This window comes from Rhodopseudomonas infernalis (assembly GCF_022271405.1).
GTDB classification, from domain to species: domain Bacteria; phylum Pseudomonadota; class Alphaproteobacteria; order Rhizobiales; family Xanthobacteraceae; genus Rhodopseudomonas; species Rhodopseudomonas infernalis.
Window position 1 is genome coordinate 59,813 of the sequence record NZ_JAJNAL010000026.1, and the last position, 19,130, is coordinate 78,942.

15 protein-coding genes and 1 tRNA gene are annotated in these 19,130 nt (G+C 63.4%); 3 read left to right on the forward strand and 13 right to left on the reverse strand.

Features of this window, described 5'->3' with window-relative positions:
- The first annotated feature begins 501 nt into the window (after positions 1-501).
- Positions 502-2,007: an ATP-binding protein gene (locus LPW26_RS17270; protein ID WP_238736717.1), complete on the forward strand. Its 1,506-nt coding sequence runs from the start codon at positions 502-504 to the stop codon at positions 2,005-2,007.
- Between the two features lie 113 nt (positions 2,008-2,120).
- Here the strand turns inward: LPW26_RS17270 and LPW26_RS17275 are convergent.
- From LPW26_RS17275 to LPW26_RS17290, 4 genes are all read right to left on the reverse strand, one after another.
- Positions 2,121-2,196, reverse strand: a tRNA-Lys gene (locus LPW26_RS17275).
- Between the two features lie 38 nt (positions 2,197-2,234).
- The gene (locus tag LPW26_RS17280) at positions 2,235-2,486 is read right to left on the reverse strand and encodes a hypothetical protein (RefSeq protein WP_238736718.1); all 252 of its coding nucleotides are present in this window, start codon (positions 2,484-2,486) and stop codon (positions 2,235-2,237) included.
- Entirely contained in the window at positions 2,476-3,936 is a 1,461-nt protein-coding gene (locus tag LPW26_RS17285; protein ID WP_238736719.1) for an HlyD family type I secretion periplasmic adaptor subunit, read from the reverse strand. The genes LPW26_RS17280 and LPW26_RS17285 overlap by 11 nt, the downstream gene beginning before the upstream one ends.
- A gap of 9 nt (positions 3,937-3,945) precedes the next feature.
- Positions 3,946-6,180 (reverse strand): type I secretion system permease/ATPase, encoded by a 2,235-nt coding sequence (locus LPW26_RS17290; protein ID WP_249785247.1) that lies wholly within the window; start codon positions 6,178-6,180, stop codon positions 3,946-3,948.
- Between the two features lie 242 nt (positions 6,181-6,422).
- Here LPW26_RS17290 and LPW26_RS17295 point away from each other — a divergent pair, with 242 nt between their 5' ends.
- A complete protein-coding gene (locus LPW26_RS17295; protein ID WP_238736721.1) occupies positions 6,423-8,828 on the forward strand; it encodes a M10 family metallopeptidase C-terminal domain-containing protein in 2,406 nt (801 codons plus the stop codon).
- 174 nt (positions 8,829-9,002) lie between these two features.
- On the opposite strand, the gene LPW26_RS17300 is transcribed toward LPW26_RS17295, so the two are convergent.
- The 6 genes from LPW26_RS17300 to LPW26_RS17325 all read right to left on the reverse strand — a co-directional run bounded on the left by LPW26_RS17300 (position 9,003) and on the right by LPW26_RS17325 (position 14,891).
- Positions 9,003-9,611, reverse strand: coding sequence for a Spy/CpxP family protein refolding chaperone (locus tag LPW26_RS17300; RefSeq protein WP_238736722.1), 609 nt, complete (start codon positions 9,609-9,611; stop codon positions 9,003-9,005).
- A 174-nt stretch (positions 9,612-9,785) separates the two neighbouring features.
- Positions 9,786-11,111 (reverse strand): TRAP transporter large permease, encoded by a 1,326-nt coding sequence (locus LPW26_RS17305; RefSeq protein WP_238736723.1) that lies wholly within the window; start codon positions 11,109-11,111, stop codon positions 9,786-9,788.
- A complete protein-coding gene (locus LPW26_RS17310; RefSeq protein WP_238736724.1) occupies positions 11,108-11,692 on the reverse strand; it encodes a TRAP transporter small permease in 585 nt (194 codons plus the stop codon). Before LPW26_RS17310 ends, LPW26_RS17305 begins: the two co-directional genes overlap by 4 nt.
- 132 nt (positions 11,693-11,824) lie before the next feature.
- Entirely contained in the window at positions 11,825-12,829 is a 1,005-nt protein-coding gene (locus LPW26_RS17315; protein ID WP_238736725.1) for a TRAP transporter substrate-binding protein, read from the reverse strand.
- Positions 12,830-13,034: 205 nt separating this feature from the next.
- Positions 13,035-14,609: a 2-isopropylmalate synthase gene (locus tag LPW26_RS17320; RefSeq protein ID WP_238736726.1), complete on the reverse strand. Its 1,575-nt coding sequence runs from the start codon at positions 14,607-14,609 to the stop codon at positions 13,035-13,037.
- Between the two features lie 108 nt (positions 14,610-14,717).
- Entirely contained in the window at positions 14,718-14,891 is a 174-nt protein-coding gene (locus LPW26_RS17325; protein ID WP_238736727.1) for a hypothetical protein, read from the reverse strand.
- A 255-nt stretch (positions 14,892-15,146) separates the two neighbouring features.
- Here LPW26_RS17325 and bioB point away from each other — a divergent pair, with 255 nt between their 5' ends.
- Positions 15,147-16,157 (forward strand): biotin synthase BioB, encoded by a 1,011-nt coding sequence (gene bioB / locus LPW26_RS17330; RefSeq protein ID WP_238736728.1) that lies wholly within the window; start codon positions 15,147-15,149, stop codon positions 16,155-16,157.
- A gap of 204 nt (positions 16,158-16,361) precedes the next feature.
- On the opposite strand, the gene LPW26_RS17335 is transcribed toward bioB, so the two are convergent.
- The 3 genes from LPW26_RS17335 to LPW26_RS17345 are packed head-to-tail and all read right to left on the reverse strand — an operon-like array spanning position 16,362 to position 18,962.
- A complete protein-coding gene (locus LPW26_RS17335) occupies positions 16,362-17,078 on the reverse strand; it encodes an NUDIX hydrolase (protein ID WP_238736729.1) in 717 nt (238 codons plus the stop codon).
- An 8-nt stretch (positions 17,079-17,086) separates the two neighbouring features.
- Positions 17,087-18,112, reverse strand: coding sequence for an ABC transporter substrate-binding protein (locus LPW26_RS17340; protein ID WP_238736730.1), 1,026 nt, complete (start codon positions 18,110-18,112; stop codon positions 17,087-17,089).
- A gap of 58 nt (positions 18,113-18,170) precedes the next feature.
- The gene (locus LPW26_RS17345; RefSeq protein ID WP_238736731.1) at positions 18,171-18,962 is read right to left on the reverse strand and encodes an ABC transporter permease; all 792 of its coding nucleotides are present in this window, start codon (positions 18,960-18,962) and stop codon (positions 18,171-18,173) included.
- Positions 18,963-19,130: the final 168 nt, after the last annotated feature.

The window sequence follows — 19,130 nt, forward strand, 5'->3', positions numbered from 1 at the left end:
TATCTTGCGCGCGAGTTCTACTATGGCGGCTGAGACCGCACTCTCCGGCCTCCGCCGTATTTGATCGCTGAGGACGAATACTTCATGGCTCAGGACCAGGCGAACTCCCTCGCACAGTATAGCGCACAGATCGCGGGACCTGTTGCCACGCTCGACGAGGCGCTGGAATAGCCGACGAGCTGCGATGCAGCGATCCTGGACATTAACCTCCGTGGCACGCTGGTGTATCCGCAGGCGCACGAGCCAGCCTCTCGGGGAGACAATCGGGCGTTTGCGACAAGTTGCGATCCGTCGGTGCTCCACGCTCGGTTCCGCCACGTCCCGCTGCGAGAAATTCGGCGCCTCGGAGGAGATCGCTGCGGCATGGTCTCCTGAATCCTGGACGTCCCCGGCCCAAGCCCACGCAAACAAGATTGTTTGCCCTACGGACCCCTTCACTCATTAGGGCGATCAAGGAACAAAAGCAGCCAGGAGTTGTTTTACAGCTTTCGGAGCGACCTAATGACACGAGGGATGGGGCCGGAACGCGAGCTCTTTGAAAGCGAGCGGGCTTTCCGGATTCTCGTCCAGGGCGTTACGGACTACGCGCTCTATATGCTCGATGCGGCCGGCATCGTGTCGAGTTGGAACACCGGCGCGGCTCGGATCAAAGGCTATCAGTCCGCCGAGATCATCGGCGAGCATTTCAGCCGTTTCTATACACCGGCCGATCGAAAGGCCGGAAAGCCGGCGCTTGCGCTCCAGACCGCTCGCGAGATGGGGCGCTACGAGGAGGAAGGCTTTCGCGTCCGCAAGGACGGCAGCTTCTTCTGGGCAAGCGTCGTGATCGATCCAATCCGCGACGACACCGGCGCACTGATCGGCTTCGCCAAGATTACGCGTGATATTACCGAACGCCGCGAAGCCCTGCAAAAGCTCGAGCGGGTGCAGGCCGAGTTGGCCGAGTCGCGCAAGATGGATGCGCTCGGTCAGCTGACCGGCGGGGTCGCGCACGACTTCAACAATCTGCTGATGGGCCTCACAGGCGGTCTGCGCCGCATCAAGCGATCGACCAGCGATGGCGACATTCTCAAGGTCATCGAGGCGATGGAGACCAGCATTCGGCGCGGCGCCAACCTGACCCGCCAGTTGCTCACCTTCGCCCGCCGCCAGCAGGTCAACCCAGTCCAGCTCGACCTGATTCAAACGATCGGATCAATGCAGGACGTTTTAGGCGCCGGGCTTGGCAGCCACGTGTCGCTGATCTTCGATATGCCGCCGGACGTCTGGCGTGTGTTCGTCGACCCGGCCGAACTCGAAACCGCACTCATCAATCTGAGCGTCAACGCGCGCGACGCCTTGATCGACGGCGGTGAGGTCCGGATTAGCGCCGCTAATCACCAGGCGCGGAGCACCACACGGGACTTCGTGCGCATCTCGGTCAAAGACAACGGCGTCGGCATTCCGCCGGATGTGCTGGCCAGGGTGTTCGACCCATTCTTCACAACCAAGCCGGTCGGTCAGGGCACGGGCCTCGGACTGTCGCAAGTCCACGGCTTCGCCAATCAGGCCGGCGGCCGAGTGGAAGTGGAGAGCCGAGTGGGCGAAGGCACAGAAGTGGCGATTTGGCTACCGCGCGCCGAAGCGCAGGACAGCGCCGAGCCGGTTGAGAAGGCAGCAAACACGGTTCTTCTCGTCGAGGACAATCCTGAGGTCGCCAGTGCCAGCGCAATGCTGCTCGAAGAGCTCGGCTATCGGGTGAAATGGGCTCCCAATGCCGAGCTGGCGCTGATCGAGATCGAGAAGGATGGGATCGATGTTGTCTTCAGCGACATCGTGATGCCCGGCCGAATGGACGGGCTCGGCCTTGCCCGCCAACTGAAGCGCGACTACCCTTCGCTGCCCATCATCCTCACCACCGGCTACAGCGACGCCGCGCTGAGATCGAATCTGGAATTTCCGATGGTGCGCAAGCCGTACGAACTGCACGAATTGAGCCGAGCCTTCGACTCCATCACAGGGCGCTGAGCCGCAGCGCGGTTCGGCGCTTCAGGATGCGGCGAGGCTCGGCGCGTTCGCGTCGATTGCCCGAATGAAAGAAATCATTCGGACGTGCCATACCTGCGAAGTCTTTGAAGGGATGGTGGGCGCACCAGGGCTCGAACCTGGGACCCGCTGATTAAGAGTCAGCTGCTCTACCAACTGAGCTATGCGCCCGGACCAAGTCCGGATATCCCTTGCGGGGACGGCTGCGTTTAGCAAAGCGGATCGGAGATGTCCAGCACGGTGACGGCTGTATTTCGGCATTTTTCATGTGCAAAATTATCGTGGGCCTCGCTGGCCGCGACTCTCAGCAGCAAACCAATCGGCTGGGTCGCTGGCCTGGCGGCGACGGTGGCGCGAGTGGGCAGCAGCGCCAGGTCCGACGCCGCCTCGGCGGTCCCGAACAGCCCTCCGTGGGCGTGATGCTGTCGTTCGCCTTCGAAACAGCCTGGTTCATCGTTCATGCGCGGCCTGTGCCGCGACCTCGCGCAGCGGCGACAACAGATAATCGATGACGCGGCGCGATCCGGTCTGAATTTCGACGGTGACGGTCATGCCGGGAACTAGGCTCACCCGCCGGCCATCGATCGCGATCGACTTGAGGGGCAGAGCGATGGTGACGGGAAACACCAACTCGGGCCGGTTGGTCGGCGAACTGGGCGATAGCCCCGAGGCTTTGGTCGGCGCCGCGGCGTCCGATAGATTCGGCGCATCCCGCAGGTCGACGGCGTCGCTCGACACTTTCGTAACGGTGCCGTCGAGGGTGCCGTGGCGGGTGAACGGAAAGCTCTCGACCTTGATCACCGCCGGCTGCCCCACGGTCACGAAGCCGATGTCCCGGTTCAGAATCATGGTCTCGATCTCCAACGGCGCGTTGCGCGGAACGATCACCATCAGCGGCTGGCTGACCCCCACCACCTGCCCGACTGTGGTGACCGCGAGCTGCTGCACGGTGCCGGAGATCGGCGCGCGCAACTGCATCCGCGCGTGCCGAACCTGAGCCTTGCCCAGATCCTGCTGCAGTTGTTCGCGCTTGCGCTCTGCGTCGACCAGCTTCTGCATCTGCTCGGCGACGAATTTGGCGTTGACCTCCGCGATCTTGCTGGCGGTTTGCTGGAGCGTCGCGCCGATCTCGCGAAGCTGGCCTTCGTCATTGGCCTGCGTCACCAGTTCGCTCTGATATTGCGTGAGCGCATCGATGATCAGAGCGCGCGACCCCGCGCCCTTGCTCTCCGCGGCCTTGCGGATATCGACCCGTTCCTTGCTGAGCGCGATCAGCCGGCCCCGCTCAGCAACGCTTCCGTCCAGCCGGGACTGCGCGGCCAGCTGTTGCGCCAGTTGACCTTCGAGCGTCCGCCGGCTGGTGTCGAGCTGTGCCAGATCGGCGTCCAAGGCGCGCTGCTCGCGGTCGCGGACCGCGGCGCTGATGCCGCCGCCGAACGATGGGATCGCCGCGAACGATACGCCGCGCGCGGTCTCGATCGCCCACCGGCGCCGGGTCGCCTCCGCCTCGGCGGATTCCAGATCGAGCCGGAGTTTCTCCTGATCGGCCGCGGTTTCGCTGCCGTCCAATTCGAGCAGTAGGTCCCCCTCGGCCACCTCGCTGCCGTCGCGCACAAACACCGCCAGAACCTTGCCGGGGCCAAGCGGCTGCACCACCTTGGATCGACCGACCGGCTGAATCTTGCCCTGCCCCACCGCGTAGATCTCGAGCCGGCCAAGACAGGACCACAGCAGCGCCGCGGCGAACATCGCGCAGATCAGCCAGATCAGCGCCACCGACACGACGGACAATGGCGTCTCGATGATTTCGAGCGCCGCTGGCAGGAATTCACGGTCCTTCGGCGCGATGATCCGTGGCAACCGCGCGGCTGTGGCGGTGCCTTGGCTGCCTGCGGGTTTCTGCCCTGCCATCGATCGCCCTCACTTCGCCCGGTGCTCGGCGCCAGCCCGATGCGGCGATCGGACCGACTGCTCGTCCGGCGCTGCCGTTCCAGACTGCAGGCGCCACAGCCTGGCGTAAAAGCCTTCGGGCCGCCGGAGCAATTCCTCATGGGTCCCGTCTTCGACCACGCGGCCGTCCTTGATTGCCACGATCCGATTGCAGATCCGCACCGCGGCGAGCCGATGCGCGATGATGATCACCGTGCGGCCGCGGACGATCTCGCTCATATTGCTCTGGATGATTTGCTCGCTCTCGTAGTCCAGTGCGCTGGTGGCCTCGTCGAAAATCAGGATGCGCGGCTGCGTCGCCAAAGCGCGGGCGATGGCTACGCGCTGGCGCTGACCGCCCGACAGGTTGGCGCCGCGTTCCTCCACCATGGTGTCGTAGCCGAGGGGCAGCTTGGCGATGAACTCGTCGGCACCGGCAAGCCGCGCTACCGCGATAGCCTGTGCGCGGCTCATGCCGGGATTGGCCAGCGCGATGTTATCGTGGATGGTTCGGTTGAACAGCATGTTGTCCTGCAGCACGACGCCGATCTGACGGCGCAGCCAAGCCGTATCGACCTGGCTGATATCGACGCCGTCGATCAGGACCTGGCCGAGATCGGGGCGATACAGTCGCTGAATGAGTTTCGTCAGCGTCGACTTGCCAGAGCCGGACGGGCCGACGATGCCGACGATCTGGCCGGCCGGGATGCGCAGATCGATATTCGACAGCGTCTCGGTGCCGCCCGGCGTATAACGGAACGTCACACCATCGATGCTGACCGCACCGCGCGCTGGCGGCAGGCTCACCTGGCCGAGGCGCTGGCCCTCCGGCGGCGAATTGAGGATATCGCCGAGCCGTTCGATCGACACCTGGGCCTGCTGGAAATCCTGCCACAACTGCGACAGCCGCAGGATCGGCGCCGTTACCTGGTTCATGATCATGTTGAAGGCGATCAGTCCGCCCACCGTCATCTCGCCGTTGATCACCGCCTGGGCCCCGAAGAACAGCACCAGCACCGTTGTCGCCTTGCTGACATATTGAATCAGGCTTTGGCCGAGGCTCGAGAGCACCACGGCCTGGAATGACGCCCGCACATAGGCGGCGAGCTTTTCCTCCCACTGCGTCCGCAGGATCGGCTCGACCGCTGCGGCCTTCAGGGTGTGGATGCCGACGATCGATTCGACCAGAAACTGCTGGCTGCTGGCGCCGGTGTTGAAGCGCTCGTTGATCCGCTCGCGCAGGATCGGCCGGATCGCCATCGCGATCACGATGTAGATCGGCAGCGACAGCAGCACGATCACCGTCAGGCTGACCGAATAGGCCAGCAGCACCGCGACGAACACGAAGGTGAACAGCACATCGAGCGCAGAAGTCAGGCCCTGCCCGGTCAGGAATGCCCGGATGGTTTCCAGTTCGCGCACCCGCGCCACGGTCTGCCCCGCCGCGCGGGTCTCGAAATAAGCCAGCGGCAGTCGCAGCAAATGATCGAATAACCGGGTGCCGAGTTCGACGTCGATCCGGCTGGTGGTGTGGCTGAGTGCGTAGGACCGCAGATACTGCAGGGCGACCTCGAAGATTCCGATCAACCCGAGACCGATCACGACCACCAGCAGCGTCGACATCGCCTTGTGGATCAGGACTTTATCGATGACCACTTGGAACAGCAGCGGCGTCATCAGACCGAACGCCTGAATGAACAGCGAAGCTACCAGCACATGAGTCAGAGGCTTTCGGTATCGCCACACCGACTGGAAGAACCAACGGAATCCGAAGGTGCCTGGATCGGCGCCGGCGCCGCCCAGCCGGCGCCCGATCAGGATCACGTCGCCATCGGACATGTCGACGAACTCGTCGAGCGTCACATCGCGAAATGTCTTGTCCCAGGGAAAGCCGATCCGGAGCCGGCCATCCGCATGCCGCGACGCCAGCACGGCGAAGCGGCCGTCCGTGAGGCTGACCATCGCCGGTAACGGAATGGCCGCGATCCGTTTCGCTCCCGGCCCGCGTAGCACCCGTGCCTTGAGCCCCAGCCGATGGGCCGCGCGGATGATATCATCGCAACCCGCAACGCGCTGCCCGAGTCCCAGTTCGTGAGAAAGCTGCGCCGGTTCGACCGCGATCCGAAAATGGCCAGCGACGATCGATAGCGCGATCAATCCGGAATTGAGCCGCTCAGCAGGTGGTAAGTCAGCGGAGGCCACTGACTCTTGTGCATCGTGCCGCAAGGAAAAACCGACCGCCGTCTGGAGAAAAAGGGGACGATGCGCCCGCAATGCGGGGCGCTCATCTTACGAATGTTGTTGATGATATCTCAGCATTATTCAATATACGGATATATAATTCGTTGTGGTACAGAGAGGCACCTTCACCAAAAGTGTAGTTGCCTGATCCGTCGCAAACTGCACTGGTATGAGTATTGCGGCTTCACGCAAGCCAGAATAATTTTGCTCTCATAGGAGCGTCGACGATGCCCATCCTTCCGAGCGTTATCGAGACAACGGACGCAGCTGCCAGCACATCAACCTCTTACAATCTCAGCATTGGCCAAACTGCACAGGGTACCATCGCATCGTCCGGCGATCATGACTGGTATCGGGTAAACCTCGTGGCCGGCCAAACTTACACCTTTGCCATGGTGGGCACAGGAATCGGCGGCGTCCCTGATTCATATCTTCGGATTCTTAACGCGGCCGGTACCCTTGTCGCTCAGAACGATGACGGACTTCCGAACAACAATTCGGTCTTGACGTATACGGCGACAACATCTGGATCGTACTACATTGATGCTGCCGCGTTTGGAAATAGCGGTACCGGGCGGTATGGGATTTCGATAGCAGCAGGATCGCGCGCGATCGTCGACATTCCGATGGGTGCCGGCATCATCGACGCGTACGATTCGTCATCGAATTACGAGTATTCATGGAGCGCGACGCCCGGCACCGGGGCAACGGTGACCGTCGGTTTCCGGCTGACCAACGACAATCTGGAGCCAAATTTCTCCCAATTTTCGTCCGAACAGATCGCTGCGGTTCATTCCATTCTGGCCTATTACAGCGACGTCTGCGGGCTGACTTTCAACGTGGCGAGCAGCTACACCGATAACGCGACCATCCTGTTGTCCAACTACAACAATTCCGATGGGAGCGGTGGATACGGCGCCTATCCCGGCTCGACAGATCCCGGCAGCCAAGCCGGCAATATTCATATCAATCTTGCCGGCGGCAGTTCGACCACGTCGGTGCCGGTCGGATCCTACAGCTTTTATACCCTAATGCATGAGCTCGGCCACACCGTGGGACTCACTCATCCGGGACTTTATAATGCCGGACCTGGTGTCTCCCCCACTTATGCCAACAGCGCCCAATTTACCGAAGACACGGTACAGTATTCGGTGATGAGCTACTTCGATGAAGCCAACACCGGCGCGAATTTAGGCGGATATCCCGACACGTTGATGCTTTACGACATCTACGCGTTGCAGCAGATTTATGGAGCGAACACGTCGACCCGTTCGGGCAACAGCATCTATGGATTCCACTCCAATGTTGGAGGCATCTACGATTTTTCGGTCAACACCTCGGCTGCCCTTTGCATATGGGACGGTGGCGGCATCGATACGCTCGATTGCTCCGGATACGGCGCGAGCGAATTTATCAGTCTCATTTCGGGCAGCTTCTCCAATATCGGAGGCCTGACCAGCAATGTCTCGATCGCCGTTGGAGCTGTCATTGAAAATGCGATCGGCGGTGGAGGTAACGACACCATCCAGTTGTCCAGCGACAACGTCAACAACGTCGTCGACGGCGGCGGCGGCAGCGACACGGTCTATCTCAGCTACAGCTACGGCTACGGCTACACACTGTCGGGCAGCGCCTCGAATTTCGTGATCAACGGATCGGCCGGCGTCGACACCTTGAGAAATTTTGAATACGTGCACTTCAGCAACGGCGTCACGGTCGCAACCACAACCCTGTTCGATTCATCGACCGCGACGGTCCGCAACGATTTCAACGGCGACGGCCGCTCCGACCTGCTTCTGCAGAACGGTCAGGTACTTGCCGAATGGTTGATCAGCGGCACTTCGGTGCTGGCCGGAAGCGGCGGCCTTGCTTCGGCACTCGGCTCCGGATGGAGCGTGGCGGGCACCGGCGATTTCAACGGGGATGGGCATGCCGACATCCTGCTGCGGAACGGCACCCAGCTTGCCGAATGGCAGATGAACGGCACGACGGTGCAGTCGGGTAGCAACACCATCAGCTCGGCTCTAGGCGCGGGCTGGAACGTCGTCGGCACCGGCGATTTCAACGGCGACGGGCGCGACGATATCCTGCTGCAAAACGGCGGGCAGCTCGCCGAATGGCTGATGAACGGCACCACCCTTCAGCCGGGTAGCAGCAGTCTCAATTCATCCCTGGGGACGGGCTGGAGTGTTGTCGGCACCGGCGATTTCAACAACGACGGCAACGACGACATCCTGCTGCAGAACGGCACCCAGCTCGCCGAATGGCTGATGAACGGCACGACGATCCTGCCGGGCAGCGGCACCATCAGCTCGCTCGGGTCTGGCTGGAGCGTGGCGGGGATCGGCGATTTCAACGGCGACGGCTCTTCAGACATCCTGCTGCGCAACGGACAGGTGCTGGCCGAATGGCTGATGAATGGCACATCCGTTTTGGGTGGTAGCGGAAACGTCAGTTCCACTCTGGGCTCCGGCTGGAGCGTGGCAGGGACCGGCGATTTCGACGGCGATCGGCATGCCGACATCCTGCTGCAGAACGGCGCGCAATTGGCTCAGTGGCGGATGAATGGGACGGCGCTGCAATCGGGCAGCGGCGGCATCGGCGCACTCGGCAGCGGCTGGCATGTGGCCTGAGCTCTGCGGTCCGCGACTTCCGAAGGTCGAGCGGCCTCTCTGCCAAGCGCGCGGCCGATGGATGGTCGCATCGCCGGACTTGCGGCTCGCGATCGGGCAAGACGGGCGGCTTGCGGATCGAGCGCAGCCGCCGGGCGCGCCCGGCGACTGAGAATGTCGGGGCAGCCCGATCTCCTATAACCGCTCCGCCCCGCTGCCGCGCTCGGAGCCCGGGCCTTCATCCGAGCCGCGCTCAAAGCTGCGTTCCCGGCGCGGGCCGCGGTCGTCATCGTCGCGGTGCATGCGCGGATGGTGGCGGTGCCAGCGCCCCTCGCCCCAGACATGTCCGCCTTCGAACCGCGTCAACACGCGCAGGCGGCGCTTCTGGCCTTCATCCAGCGACTTGTAGAGCGGGTCGGCGGCGTCTGCGATCTTCTTCAGCGCGGCAGCGGTTGTGGCCATGTGATCGGCGCGGTCATGCAGCCGGGCGACCGGATCGAGCGGCTTGCTGTCTCGATCGTCGTCGCGCGCCTTCATCCGCGCTTCGGCGCGGTCGATCCGCAGCTTGGCGAAATCCTTCACCGCAGCCTCGAGCGGCGGCCACAGCTTTTCCTGATCTGGTGTCAGCTTGAGCCCGGCATGCACCGCGGCGATCCGCGCATCGGCGAAGGCACTGCGGTCTTCGGCGCTCGCCCACGGCCGGTGGTCGCGATGATGATCGAACCAACCGCGCTGCTGGGCATAGGCGGCGCTGGAGCCGGCGAGAACCAGCGCGGTCGCGCCGGCAAGCAGAAGCTTGTTCATGGAGACCTCCGTGGAAAGGTCTCCCGAGGATGAGCTTGCCGCCCTGCCCGATCAACTTACGCTTTGGACAGAAAGCCCGACATGACCAAGATGTCATGTTGGGCCGGTGTTACTACGCGTGTCGTGTGTTCGGGCCGGCAAGTGCCGAACTGTTCAGCACAGGTTCATGCCGCCTCACAACATGCCGAGCATGCGCGGCAGCCACAGCGAGATCTCCGGCACATAGGTGACGACGCCGAGAAACGCGATCATCGTCAGCAGCCACGGCATTACCGCGATGGTGAGCTCGGTGATGCCCATCTTGGCGATGCCGGATGCCACGTACAGATTGAGGCCGACAGGCGGGTGGCACATGCCGACCTCCATGTTGACCACCATCAGGATGCCAAGATGCACCGGGTGGATGCCGAGCTTGACCGCCACCGGGAACAGGATCGGCGCCATGATCAGCACGATCGAGGTCGCTTCCATCACGTTGCCGGCCAGCAGCAGCAGCACGTTCACCACCAACAGGAAGACGATCCAGTTGACGCCGGCGGTCGACATCCAGTTGGCGATCTGCTGCGGGATGTTCTCGTTCGCCATCAGGAATGAGAACAGCACCGCGTTGGTGATGATGTAGAGGATCATCGCGCTCATATTCGCCGAGCCGAGCAGCACCTTCGGCACGTCCTTGAGCGACAGGTCGCGATAGACGAACACCGCGATTACGAACGCATAGACGGCGCTGATCGCCGCCGCTTCGGTCGGCGTGAACCAGCCGGCATAGATGCCGCCGAGCACGATCGCGATCAGCAGCAGCCCCCAGATGCATTTGCGGAACGCGACGAAGCTCTCGGCCCAGGTCGCGCGCGGCAGCCGCGGATAGTCGTGCTTCCAGGCGCGGTAGAACGTCGTTGCACCGAGCAGCGTCGCCAACATGATGCCGGGGATCACGCCGGCCATGAACAACTGGCCAACCGAGGCCGACGAGACGCGGTTGCCGGCCGGATCGAGCGCGATCGAGCCGCCGGTCGCGACCGAATACACCACCATCACGATCGACGGCGGGATCAGGATGCCGAGTGCGCCCGACGTGGTGATGACGCCGGCACCGAACCGCTTCGGGAAGCCCTGCTTCACCATCGCCGGCAACATGATCGAGCCGATCGCGATCACGGTGGCGGGCGACGAGCCCGACACCGCGGCGAACAGCGCGCAGGCCATCACGCCGGCGAGTCCGAGGCCGCCGTACCAGTGCCCCACCATGGTGGTGGCAAAATTGATCATGCGGCGTGCGACACCGCCATGAGTCAGGAAATTGCCGGCGAGGATGAAGAACGGGATCGCCATGATCTCGAAATTCTCGATGCCGGTGAACAGCTTCAGCGACACCGCCTCGATCGGCACGTTGGTCATCAGGAACACGAACGACAGCACGGTCAGACCGAGCGCGATCGAGATCGGCATGCCGGTCAGCATCAGCACGATCAGGAGGCCGAAGATCAGCGCGGTATTCATCGCACCGCCTCCGCCGCTGCCGCCGCCGATCCCGGCATGTGCGGTTCATCGATGCCTTCGACGTGGCTGTGGTCGTGATGCGGCAGATGATCGTGACGGATGAAGTGATAGGCGACCTGCAGGAAGCGGAAGCACATCAGATAGGAGCCGAGCGGAATGCACAGATAGACGATCCAGCTCGGGATCTCGAGATCGGGCGAGGTCTGGTTGGTGTCGATCAGGCCGTAGACGAACTTCGCCCCCATCGTGCCGATCACCGCGGTGAAGAACGCGCCGGAGAAAAGCCCGAACAGAATCGTCGCCTTGCGCCAATTGGGCCGCAGATTGTTGACGAGCACGTCGACGCCGACATGGATGCCGGTGCGCACGCCATAGGCCGCGCCGAACTTCGCCATCCACACGAACATGTAGATGCACAGCTCTTGCGCCCACGACAGGTCGATCGGAAACAGGATCGGGTAGAACAGCGGAATGCCCACCAGATAGCGGTGCATCACGGCGACGAAGATCAGCAGCGTGGCGCCGCCGATCATGGTCGCGATCAGGATTTCCTCGAGCCTGTCGAGAACGCGCACAAACATCCGTCTCCCCCCAATCCATCGGCCGCACGGACGGGCAGAGCCGTCGGCGGCCGCAATACGTGCCGGGCGCGCACCGCGCTCCGGACTATAGCGGGCGCCCGCGCGGCCGACGCGGGCGCCCAACCGGCCGATTTATTTGGTCGGGCCGCCGCCGCTCTCCTTGATGAATTCGGCGATCAGCGCCTTGCCGACGCGGCCACCGACGTCGTCATAGACCGGCGCCATCGCCTTGCGCATCGCGGCGTTCTGCTCGGGCGTCAGCGTGATGATCTCGGTCTTACCGGACTTCTTCATCTCCGCGAGGGCGTCTTCATTTTCCTTCTGCGACTGGTTGTTGCCGTATTCGGTGGCTTCAGCCATCGCCTTATCGAGCTGCGCGCGGACATCGGCCGGAATGCCGTCCCAGAACTTCTTGTTCACGATCACCGCATAGCCGATATAGCCGTGATTGGTCACGGTGGTGTACTTCTGCACTTCGTGCATCTTCTGCGTGTACATGTTGGACGGCGTGTTTTCCTGGCCATCTACCACGCCGGTCTGGAGCGCCTGATACACTTCGGAGAACGCCATCACTTGCGGGATGGCGCCCAGCGAGCGGAACTGCGCGTCGAGCACCTTGGACGACTGAATCCGGAATTTCAGGCCCTTGTAGTCTTCCGGCGTCACGAGCTTCTTGTTGGCGCTCATGATCTTGAAGCCGTTATCCCAATAGGCGAGACCCGTCATGCCCTTGGCGTCGAGCAGCTTGAACAGCTTGGCGCCGACCGGGCCGTTGGTCACCTTGCGCAGCGCAGCGATGTCCGGAAGAATGTACGGCAGGTCGAACACCTCGAATTCCTTGACGCCCGCCGGGCCGAATTTCGAGATCGACGGCGCCAGCATCTGCACGGCGCCGAGTTGCAGCGCGTCGAGCTCTTCCTTGTCCTTGTAGAGCTGGGAGTTCGGATAGACTTCGACCTTGACCTTGCCGTCGGTGTACTTCTCGGCAAGCTCCTTGAACTTCTCGGCCGCCAGCCCCTTCGGCGTGTTCGGCGCGACGACGTGGCTGAATTTGATGACGATCGGCGTCTGCGCCGCGGCCGGACCGACCAGGGCCAGAATAGCGGCCGAAGCCGCGGACAGAATCAGCTTACGCATGGGACATCCCCCTCCGTTTTTATCGATGCGCCCAAGGGCGCTACGTTTTGTCGATGCGCGCAAATGACGCGATGGGTCGGTCCCCAATACAGAGAATGGCGAGCAAAAGCCATTGCCACTTCGCAGGGTGCTGCTGCTGCAGCGCAAACGAAACGCAGCGCCGAGGCGCTGCGTTCGATAACGGACATTCTCGGGCGGATGAGGATCAGCCGGCGACCGCGACCGCCGGCGTCTCGACCCGAATGTCGCGCTGGCGCTTGGCGACGATCTTGTTGAGCGCGCCCAGATAGGCCTTGGCCGAAGCTACCAGCGTATCCGGATCAGCGGCACGCGCCGTCATCGAGCGGCCCTCGTGCGCCAGACGCACTGAGACCTCGGCCTGCGCGTCGGTGCCTTCGGTGACGGCATGGACCTGGTACAGCTCCAGCTTGGCCTCGTGCGGCACCAGCGCCTTGATGCAGTTGAACACCGCGTCGACCGGGCCGTTGCCTTCGGCTTCCTCGATCCGGATCTGGCCATCGACGTCGAGCTTCATCGTGGCGCGCTGCGGGCCGTGGGTGCCGGCGATCACCGTCAGCGAAGTCAGCTTGATCTGGTCCTGGCCGTGCAGCAACTGCTCGTCGACCAGCGCCTCGATGTCCTCGTCGTAGACGTCCTTCTTGCGGTCGGCCAACGCCTTGAACCGCACGAACACGTCCTCGATCTGGTTGCGCGACAGCTTGTAGCCCAGCTCTTCCAACTTGTGGATCAAACCGGCGCGGCCGGAGTGCTTGCCCATCACCAGCGAGGTGCCCTTCACGCCGACCGTCTCCGGCGTCATGATCTCGTAGGTCTGGGCATTCTTGATCATGCCGTCCTGGTGGATGCCGCTCTCGTGCGCGAACGCGTTGCGGCCGACGATCGCCTTGTTGTACTGCACCGGGAACGACGTCGCCAACGACACCGTCTTGGAGGCGTGGGTCAGCATCGTGGTCTCGATGTTGTTCCAGTAGGGCAGCTTGTCCTGACGGACCCGCATCGCCATCACCAGTTCTTCCAGCGCGGCATTGCCGGCGCGCTCGCCGATGCCGTTGATGGTGCATTCGATCTGCCGGGCGCCACCGGCGACGCCGGCCATCGAATTCGCCACCGCCATGCCGAGGTCGTTGTGGCAATGCACCGAGAACCGGGCCTTGTCGGAGTTCGGCACGGTTTCGCGCACCTTGCGGAACATCTCGCGATATTCCTCCGGCACTGCGTAGCCGACCGTGTCCGGCAGGTTGATAGTGGTGGCGCCGGCCTTGATCGCCGCCTCGATGCAGCGGCACAGGAAATCGAACTCGGTACGGGTGGCGTCTTCGGCCGACCACTCGACGTCGTCGGTGTGGTTGCGGGCGCGGGTCACCGACGAGATCACCATCTCGTAGACCTGGGCTGCTTCCATCTGCAGCTTGTACTTCATGTGCACCGGCGAGGTGGACAGGAAGGTGTGGATGCGGCCGCGCCCAGCCGGCTTGATCGCCTCGGCGCAGCGGTCGATATCCTTGTGGGCCGCGCGCGACAGGCCGCAGATCACCGAATTCTTCGAGCGCTTGGCGATCTCGTGCACCGCCTCGAAATCACCATCCGAAGCAAACGGGTAGCCGGCCTCGATCACGTCGACGCCCATGTCGTCGAGCATCTTGGCGACGTTCAGCTTCTCCTCGAACGTCATGGTGGCACCGGGGCACTGCTCGCCATCGCGCAAGGTAGTGTCGAAAATGATGACGCGGTCCTGCTCGGACTTCGAAGTCGTGGTCATGAAAGAATTCCTTGGTTCGGTGCGCCGTCTCTGCGGAGATTTCGGCGCGAGTGGGTCTGGCATTCTTGCGATCCCCTGAGTGCCCAGGCGCATGCGCCCAGACGGCCCTCAGGGGCGAATAAGCAGAAGCAGCCCGCCAAGCGCGAGGGTGATCAGCGCGAGGGTCTGAAGCGCGGCATGACCGATCGGCGCAGCCGGAATCGCGGACGCGGCGATCGCCACCGTCCTCTTCATCCCAGCCTTGTCGCCGCGAATCGCCATATCCGACACCTTGAGGTCCATATCGTGCGCGACAACCCATAACGGAAGGTTGACGAAAGAGAGTTGACGCAAGTCGCCGACGGACCGGACAGTTATCCTTCTAGACGACCTCACCGAGGGTTCGCAACGGCAAATGATGGGCAAAATCCGCGAATAAACGTCAGAAATCCTGACCTAAACCATCGTCGGCCCGTCCCTGCGCCGGAGCGGGTTTCCTCTCTGGGCGAAACCCCTTATGGCTTTGCGCAAGCTGACAACACAGCATGGAGCGATGCGTTGAACTCGATCGATCTGGCCTCGCTGGCCGCCGCCACCCCGACCCTGCGCCATGACTGGACCCGGGAAGAAGCCGCCGAGATCTACCATGCGCCGTTCGCCGATCTGATCTTTCGGGCGCAGACCATTCACCGCCAGAGCTTCGACGCAAACGCGGTGCAGTGCAATCAGCTGCTCAACGTCAAGACCGGCGGCTGCGCCGAGGATTGCGGCTATTGCAGCCAGTCGGCGCACCACGACACCGCCCTGCCCGCCTCCAAGCTGATGGACCCTAAGAAGGTGATCGAAGGCGCCAAGGCGGCGCGCGACGCTGGCGCGACGCGCTACTGCATGGGCGCGGCGTGGCGCTCGCCGAAGGACCGCGACATGGCGCCGATCATCGAGATGGTGAAGGGCGTCAAGGCGCTCGGCATGGAAGCCTGCATGACGCTCGGCATGCTGAGCGACGATCAGGCCAAGCAGCTCGCCGACGCCGGCCTCGACTACTACAACCACAACGTCGACACCTCCGAGGAGTTCTATGCCTCCGTGGTGAAGACCCGCAGCTACTCGGACCGTCTCGATACACTGGAGAAGGTCCACGACGCCGGCATCAAGGTCTGCTGCGGCGGCATCCTCGGTCTCGGCGAGAAGCCGACCGACCGCGTCGAGATGCTGCGCACGCTCGCCAATCTGGCGCAGCATCCGGAGAGCGTGCCGATCAACATGCTGATCCCGATCGAAGGCACCCCGATCGCCAAGACCGCGACGCCGGTCGACCCGTTCGAATTCGTCCGCACCATCGCGCTGGCGCGCATCATGATGCCGAAGTCCGACGTCCGCCTCGCCGCCGGCCGCACCGCGATGAGCGACGAGATGCAGGCGCTGTGCTTCCTGGCCGGCGCCAACTCGATCTTCATCGGCGACACGCTGCTGACCACGCCGAACCCCGGCGACAGCAAGGACCGCGCCCTCTTCACCCGCCTCGGCATCACCCCCCGCGACGACCTCGGCGTGCATTCGCACGGGTAAGGCTTGAGGCTGGGGCCTGAGGCTGAGGCGCCCCCATAGAAACGCCGTCGTGGCCTGGCTTTTCCCGGCCATGACGGAGCTAAGTGCTACTTCGCCTCTGAACGACACGCGCCCTCTCCCCGTCATTGCGAGCGAAGCGAAGCAATCCAGCCCGATGCTTGGCGCTGGATTGCTTCGTCGCTTCGCTCCTCGCAATGACGAGTCTTAATCGTCGCCGTGCAACAGCATCGTGAGATACGCCGTCACGAAGCGGGGCATGGTGGGGACGAAATCGGCCTTGGAGCGCACCAGGTGGATGCCGCTCAGCTCGGGCTGCGTCTCACGCGCCAGAAATTGCTCAATCCGGGCCTTCAGCGCATCGCCGGGCTGGTCGACGTCGAGAATCCTTAGCATCGCCACCAGCGAGCCGGCCTCGACGCAGTGCCAGTGATCGGCCGCGTGATAATCGAGCCGCGACAGTCCGGTTTCCTCTTTGACTTCGCGGGCGACGCTGGAGGCGATCTCCAGCCGGCGGTTGCGAACGTCGGAGGGATCCGGCGTACCGCCGGCGAAATACACCTTGCCGGCGTTGGCGGTGTGGGCGCCCATCACGCCGAGCACGATCGCGCCGTCGTTGGCGCGGATCACGCCCATGCCGAAGCCGTTGAACACCGACACATCGGGAAAGCCCCAATCGCGCCAGGCTACGAAGCTGGCGAAGTCGGTCTCGAAATACTCGGCGCTGAAGTACACGCCGTCGAACCGCGGCTGCCGTCCCAGCAGCACGCGGCCGTTCCACAGCGTCGGCTGCGCGCTCTGGCGCTCGGCAAAATGCGCGTCGATGTCGGCGCGGCGCTTCTCCGCGAACGGCCAGACGTGGTCGCTCACCCACAGATCGAGATGGGTCACACGGTGAATGGTAACTGGGACGTCAGCGTTCACGCCTGCACCTACTTGGCCGTACCGCTGGTCTTCGCTGCCTGTTCGACGAAGGCATTGGTATAGGTCTTGGTGACGTCGATATTCGCCTTCGCCACGTCCGGCGAACTGGTGCTGAACACCGCCAACACTGCGTCCGCGCCCTTCGGGTCCATCAGACCCGTGGTCGAGTACATCGGCAGCGTATTCTTCAGCGCCGCAACATATTGCGCCTTGTCCTTGCCGACGATGTTCGGCGGCATCTTGTCGGCGATCTCCTCTGCCGAGTGCGCATGGATCCAGGCCAGCGTACCGAGGATCGCATGGGTCAGGCTCTGCGCCTCCTTGGGATGCGCCTTGATCCAGGCCGTGGTCGCATACAGCGCGCCGCCCGGATAGTCGCCGCCGAACACTTCGCGGGTGTCGTGCTCGGTGCGGGTGTCGCTGAGGATGCGCAGGTCGGCGTGGGCGGCCTGCAGGATGGTCACCGCCGGATCGAGCATCACCGCGGCGTCGATCTGGCCCTGCTGCATCGCTGCCACCGCGGTGGCGCCGAGGCCGACGCCGATCACCGAGACATTGTTCGGATCGACGCCGTTCTTCTTCAACAAATACTTCAGGAAGAAGTCGGTCGACGAGCCCGGCGCGCTGACGCCGACCTTCTTGCCGGCGAGATCCTTGATCGACTTGATCTCCGTGGTGTGGCCGGGCGACACCGCCAGCACCAGCCCCGGATAGCGGTCGTACACCACGAAGCTCTGCATCTCCTGCTTCTTGGCGGCGAGATTGACGGTGTGGTCGAAATAGCCGGAGACGACGTCGGCGCTGCCGCCGAGCACGGCCTTGAGCGCGTCCGAGCCGCCCTTGAGGTCGACCAGTTCGACACTCAGCCCGGCCTTGTCGTATTCGCCGAGCTGCTTGGCCAGCACCGTCGGCAGATAGCACAGGCAGGCGCCGCCGCCGATCGCGATCGTCACCTTGCTCTGCGCCGACGCGGCGCCGGCGGTGAGCAGGACCGCGGCGAGCGCCGTGGCGATGAACTTGAAACCGGCCTTCATGGCGTTTGCTCTCCCCGGACGAAGCAATCAGGACAATATGTCAAAGCTGCGCATTGCTCTAGTCTGCCGGCTGCCCGCTCGGCTGCGGCCGCCACACCAGCAGGCGCCGCTCGACCAGGCTGACGGCGAGGTCGATGACAATCACGAACACCGACAGCACGAACATCCCGGCGAACACGCCGGCGACGTCGAACGATCCCTCGGCCTGCTGGATCAGATAGCCGAGCCCGGCCGCAGCGCCGAGATATTCCCCGACCACCGCACCGACCACCGCGAAACCGATCGCGGTGTGCAGCGACGAGAACATCCAGGACAGCGCCGACGGCCAGAACACGTGGCGCATCATCTGCCGCTCGCTCATCCCCAGCATCCGCGCATTGTCGACCAGCGTGGCGCTGGTTTCCTTGACGCCCTGATAAACGTTGAAGAACACCACGAAGAACACCAGCGTGACGCCGAGCGCGACCTTGGACCAGATCCCGAGCCCGAGCCACAGCGTGAAGATCGGCGCCAGCACCACCCGCGGCAACGCGTTGACCATCTTCACATAGGGATCGAACACCGCAGCGACGCGCGGCTGCCGCGCGAACCAGAACCCGACCAGCACGCCCGCGAGCGAGCCGATGCCGAACGCGAGCAGCGACTCCCACAGCGTGATCCAGAGATGCTTCCAGATCACGCCGGAGGCGAACCAGGCGACAACCTGCCCCGCAACATCCACCGGCGTCGAAAAGAAGAACGGCGGCAACCACAGCTTGCCGGCAATCGGCACCGTGCTGAAGATCTGCCAGATCGCCAGCGCCACGACCGCGACCAGCAACTGCAAGGTGAGAAGCTTCAGCCGTGACATGGCGAGGCTCCTCCCACGTACGCATCTTCACCCTCCCCTGGAGGGGGAGGGTCGGCGCGGAGCCCGCGTAGCGGGCTGCGCGACGGGGTGGGGTGAGCCGCGGGCACAGCGGATGAACTCTTCGCGGGGGCGCCCCCCGCGGGCGGGGGGGGCCCCCCCCCCCCCCCC

What these genes read in the sequence shown, in the direction of transcription:
- LPW26_RS17285 (WP_238736719.1), bottom strand. Translation starts at nt 3,936, where the DNA reads ATGGCAGGGCAGAAACCCGCAGGCAGCCAAGGCACCGCCACAGCCGCG.
- LPW26_RS17340 (WP_238736730.1), bottom strand. Translation starts at nt 18,112, where the DNA reads ATGAAGGCCGGTTTCAAGTTCATCGCCACGGCGCTCGCCGCGGTCCTG.
- LPW26_RS17325 (WP_238736727.1), bottom strand. Translation starts at nt 14,891, where the DNA reads ATGGACCTCAAGGTGTCGGATATGGCGATTCGCGGCGACAAGGCTGGG.
- LPW26_RS17310 (WP_238736724.1), bottom strand. Translation starts at nt 11,692, where the DNA reads ATGTTTGTGCGCGTTCTCGACAGGCTCGAGGAAATCCTGATCGCGACC.
- LPW26_RS17305 (WP_238736723.1), bottom strand. Translation starts at nt 11,111, where the DNA reads ATGAATACCGCGCTGATCTTCGGCCTCCTGATCGTGCTGATGCTGACC.
- LPW26_RS17295 (WP_238736721.1), top strand. Translation starts at nt 6,423, where the DNA reads ATGCCCATCCTTCCGAGCGTTATCGAGACAACGGACGCAGCTGCCAGC.
- LPW26_RS17300 (WP_238736722.1), bottom strand. Translation starts at nt 9,611, where the DNA reads ATGAACAAGCTTCTGCTTGCCGGCGCGACCGCGCTGGTTCTCGCCGGC.
- LPW26_RS17320 (WP_238736726.1), bottom strand. Translation starts at nt 14,609, where the DNA reads ATGACCACGACTTCGAAGTCCGAGCAGGACCGCGTCATCATTTTCGAC.
- LPW26_RS17280 (WP_238736718.1), bottom strand. Translation starts at nt 2,486, where the DNA reads ATGAACGATGAACCAGGCTGTTTCGAAGGCGAACGACAGCATCACGCC.
- LPW26_RS17345 (WP_238736731.1), bottom strand. Translation starts at nt 18,962, where the DNA reads ATGTCACGGCTGAAGCTTCTCACCTTGCAGTTGCTGGTCGCGGTCGTG.
- LPW26_RS17315 (WP_238736725.1), bottom strand. Translation starts at nt 12,829, where the DNA reads ATGCGTAAGCTGATTCTGTCCGCGGCTTCGGCCGCTATTCTGGCCCTG.
- LPW26_RS17270 (WP_238736717.1), top strand. Translation starts at nt 502, where the DNA reads ATGACACGAGGGATGGGGCCGGAACGCGAGCTCTTTGAAAGCGAGCGG.